Origin of the sequence: Nitrobacter winogradskyi (assembly GCF_006539545.1) — a bacterium.
Lineage (GTDB): Bacteria > Pseudomonadota > Alphaproteobacteria > Rhizobiales > Xanthobacteraceae > Nitrobacter > Nitrobacter winogradskyi_A.
On the sequence record NZ_BJNF01000001.1, the window covers coordinates 1 to 3,924 of the forward strand.

General features: G+C 57.6%; 6 protein-coding genes. All 6 read left to right on the top strand.

The features are described from left to right. Nucleotides 1–1,080 (top strand): autotransporter outer membrane beta-barrel domain-containing protein (locus tag NWI01_RS00005; RefSeq protein WP_141381708.1); only part of this gene is annotated, 1,080 nt, incomplete at its 5' end. Between the two features lie 142 nt (nucleotides 1,081–1,222). After that, complete coding sequence (locus NWI01_RS00010; RefSeq protein ID WP_244613579.1) at nucleotides 1,223–1,531, top strand: serine hydrolase; 309 nt, start codon at nucleotides 1,223–1,225, stop codon at nucleotides 1,529–1,531. A gap of 173 nt (nucleotides 1,532–1,704) precedes the next feature. Next, nucleotides 1,705–2,037: a hypothetical protein gene (locus NWI01_RS00015; RefSeq protein WP_141381709.1), complete on the top strand. Its 333-nt coding sequence runs from the start codon at nucleotides 1,705–1,707 to the stop codon at nucleotides 2,035–2,037. Between the two features lie 180 nt (nucleotides 2,038–2,217). Continuing rightward, the gene (locus tag NWI01_RS00020) at nucleotides 2,218–2,370 is read left to right on the top strand and encodes an aa3-type cytochrome c oxidase subunit IV (protein ID WP_141381710.1); all 153 of its coding nucleotides are present in this window, start codon (nucleotides 2,218–2,220) and stop codon (nucleotides 2,368–2,370) included. Nucleotides 2,371–3,229: 859 nt separating this feature from the next. Next, nucleotides 3,230–3,523, top strand: coding sequence for a hypothetical protein (locus NWI01_RS00025; protein ID WP_141381711.1), 294 nt, complete (start codon nucleotides 3,230–3,232; stop codon nucleotides 3,521–3,523). 131 nt (nucleotides 3,524–3,654) lie between these two features. Beyond that, on the top strand, nucleotides 3,655–3,831 hold the full coding sequence (locus NWI01_RS18685) for a hypothetical protein (RefSeq protein ID WP_011314317.1): 177 nt from the start codon (nucleotides 3,655–3,657) through the stop codon (nucleotides 3,829–3,831). Nucleotides 3,832–3,924 lie beyond the last annotated feature (93 nt).

A 3,924-nucleotide genomic window follows, 5' to 3' on the forward strand; every position in this document is an offset into this window, starting at 1 on the left:
CTTGGCACCGGGACCCAGCAGGCGACGTTCAACGCAATGAACCTGTTCATGGGGGTGATGACCGACCCGTTCATGGCCGGACGTGGTGGCGATGGCGCATCAGTCATTCCGACGGCCTATGCGGACGATACCACCGCACTCGGCTATGCCGCCAACGGGAAGACGCGCAGCGCTTCGGAGCGTGATGCCTATGCCGCGATTTACCGCAAGGCGCCTCCCTTGGCGCCGACCTTCGGTCAACGCTGGAGCGTTTGGTCGGCGGGATTCGGAGGTTCGCAGACCACCAATGGCAACAGCGTTGTCGGCTCTAACACCGCGACCAGCAGTGTTTATGGTGGCGCCGTCGGCGCCGATTACCGGGTATCGCCGGATACGATGTTTGGCTTTGCAATGGCCGGCGGCGGAACCCAATTCCGCGTCGACAACGGGTTTGGCACGGGGCGCTCCGATCTGTTCCAGGTCGGTGTCGACGCGCGTCACCGTATCGGCAATGCCTATTTCAGCGGCGCGCTGGCCTATGGTTGGCAAAACGTCACCACGGATCGCACCGTGACGGCGAATGGCATCGAGCGGCTGCGTGCGAATTTTAACGCCAATGCTTTCTCGGGGCGGCTCGAAGGCGGCTACCGCATTGCCACTCCATTGGCGGGCATCACGCCCTATGCCGCGGGGCAGTTCACCAACTACGATCTGCCGGCCTATGCCGAGCAGGGCGGCGCCGGCGGCAATCTGTTCGCGCTCAACTACGCGTCAAAAAGTGTTACCGCATCACGTTCCGAATTGGGCTTGCGCACCGACAGATCGTTCGCGCTCGACAATGCTATCTTCACGTTGCGGGGCCGCACGGCCTGGGCTCATAATTTCGGGACCAATCGCTCGATCTCGGCGACGTTCCAGTCGCTGCCCGGCGCATCGTTTGTCGTCAACGGCGCGGCGCTACCCGCCAACGTCGCACTGGTCACGGCTGCCGCTGAAATGAGCTGGGCCAACGGCTTCTCGCTCGCCGGCACCTTTGAAGGCGAGTTCGCCAACACGGTCGAGAGCTATGCCGGCAAAGGGGTGCTAAGGTATTCTTGGTGAGCACACAACGCTGCGCGGTGGAGCCTGTTCGTCGGCGGCGTCCGAAGTCAGCGAAGCCAGGCTGCTGCGAGCGGATTGTTCTCTACCCCGAATGACATGGTGCGCTGGTTGAAGTGGCATCTCGACCGCTTCGGACGCGACGATGCCGAGATGCGCATCCTCGATCACGCAGCTTATCAAGTGCGAGACGGCCTCGACCCGGTCTCCGGGACTCGATGAATCCGGCCATATGGATGCGATGGGTCTCGGTTGGGTCGTAATGAACCCGGCGGGTGCGCGTCCACTCATTTTGCAGAAGGCTGGCGGACGGCAGGGCACCCTGTCCTATATCGCCTTCTCGCCCGCGCGTGGCGTTGGCGTCTTCATCTCTATCAACGTGTTCGACTTCGCAGCCGGCACCACCATGCCCGCCTTCGCCAATGAACTGATCAGTCAGCTTGCGCCCCGCTGACGGCTTCTTGCTGAGTCCATGAAGCTATGTGCCTTCCTCATTTTTGGTCGCTCAGGAACGCAGCATGGGGCGACGGAAGAGCATGCGCTCAAACATCAATTGTGCTGCATGAGGAACGACGGGCTGGCTGACGAATTGGTCAAGTCATCACAGTCTGCAAAGGAGCGCATTCGATGAGTTATGATCGTGAAACGCGGCCCAGTGTCGGTAAAGATGTGCATCAGGATCCGCAAGGTCGCCATCCCCCGCCGGCTCCCGACAACATGCGTCCGTCCAGTAACTCGGGCTCCGCCGGTACGCCGAATCCAGATCCGGGATATCCTGGTCAAGCTGCCATGAACGACAAAAATCGTGGCCAACAGCAGAACCGCGGCAGCAGGCCGCAAGTGAAGCAATCGCAGGATGAAGGGGCGCGAAAGGCCGACATTCGGGATGCCGTGGAGGAAGATGACCCGGGCAAGAAACCTCAAGGGCAGGAAAAAGTCGGCTACAGCGGCGGCACCTGATAGAGCATTGCAGGTTCCCGATGGAAAGGCCGTCTCCTGGTGGGACGGCTTTCTTCTTACGACAGGAACCTCTCTCGATCGTGCGGATTGAACGCTGTGGGACGGGTTTCCTCGGCAGCTCTCCAGAGTTGCCGGGGAAACTCTCGTTCCGCCGATCAACCCTGCCTTGGGAGATTTGACATGTCAGATCATAGAGAGATTGTGTACTCAACCTCGGAAGGAATGGATTATCCGGCGCATGAGCAGACGTATAAGTCCTTCATCAAGATGGGGATGATCGGCTCTGCGGCGGTAGCAACCGTTGTCATAATGATGGCGATCTTCCTTACGTGATCGTTGGTCCCTTCGCGGCGACCTCTGTTATCTCGCCCGGCCCGGTGCCGGCGAAGGATTGCATGCCTTCGCAGTAAAGGGGCAAGCGTATTGCGCTACGACAACACCGTCACAGGCTATGTATGTATAATTGATCTCAACCAGCACTATTTATTCGTCCCTTGGTGCTGGTGATGGCCGTCAGGGTACTCGCCGCTGCCTTGGCGGCCTTTTCGTAAGCCTAGAGTATCGCTTCTGCTTGAATCAGAAGCGAAGCTCTGGATCGTTGCTTTGACGCGTTTTCTTCACGCGAACCGGTCATCCATCCTTAGGCTCAAGCCCGAGGACATGCTTCGCTCGCAAACGCTATAGGCTATCCCGAAACTGCGTCAAAGCGCGCGCGAACCGGTGCGGTGATGGAATGGCGGTGTTGGTAGCACCGCTCACTGGGATGAGATCTCAGAGCTGATTCCATTGCCTGATGCCCGGTATGGCTGGCCACGATCCGTTGGTCAGTATTTCGGTCGCCGCGATTATCGCGTACCGCGCGGGTAAGAATCTTTTCGTTACATCCATGAACCCAAGCGCATCTCGCCTGCCGAAGAGAGTTTCGGTTCGAGACCAAGTCATCGCTTGCACATAATAGCCATCTCAGATTCACCGAATGAACGCATAAACCCCGGTCGATCGACACCTTTCGGCGTTATCTTTCGTATGTATCGCTTCTTAGGAGAGGGGCCGCAACTCAGCGCAGGTTGTCGCCGTCGATATCGACACGAAGGCGTTCTGACATGTTTGCGAACAAGGCAACCTGATCAAAAACGAGGTCGCTTATAAAGAACCGCAACGCATGAGATTTTGAACCAGCATAGGAGTAGTTATGAAACTGAATGCGACACAGGTGCAACAGACCCTGAACCAGATGGACGCACAGGTTCTTCCCGACGATCACCCGGCAGCTCGTAAACTGAGTGAGTTGTTCGGTGACCACACCTTCTTTGTTGACGAAAGCGGCCTGAAGGTTCTGGAATCGACGGAGCCTGTAGCGGCCGAAGCCCAGAGGGGCTCAGTCGTTAGTCTTGCTGACTGGAACGATGGGAAATTTAGCAGCTTGAAGCCGCACGATCCCGCTGTGACCGGTACAGTGATCGTGTTGGGACAGTCGAAACAGTGATGTAATGGATTGATCGCCTGCCGGGACGATCTCAGGCCATCCGCATGACAAGCAGATGTTGCTCATCCGACAAGCTGTGTTAAACAGCACTTCTGTAGATCAGATACTTTCGATCAAATAGGAGTGCTGTTTTGGCTAAGAAGACAAAGACCATTCGCCGCGAGTGGACGAAGGATGACGTGAAGACCCTCAAGTTACTTGCGAAGCAAAAGGCCGGAGTTGCGAAGATTGCAAAAAAGCTGAAGCGCACTCCCGGTGCAACGGCAGCGAAAGCCTATACGCTCGGCGTATCGCTACGCATGCAGTAGCGGATTGCCCGCAAAGGTACTCACCGACCGATAGTTACCCCAGGTGATTCAAGCCCAGAAGCCGGCGGATGGCGAGAGCGTTTTCGAGCGAAG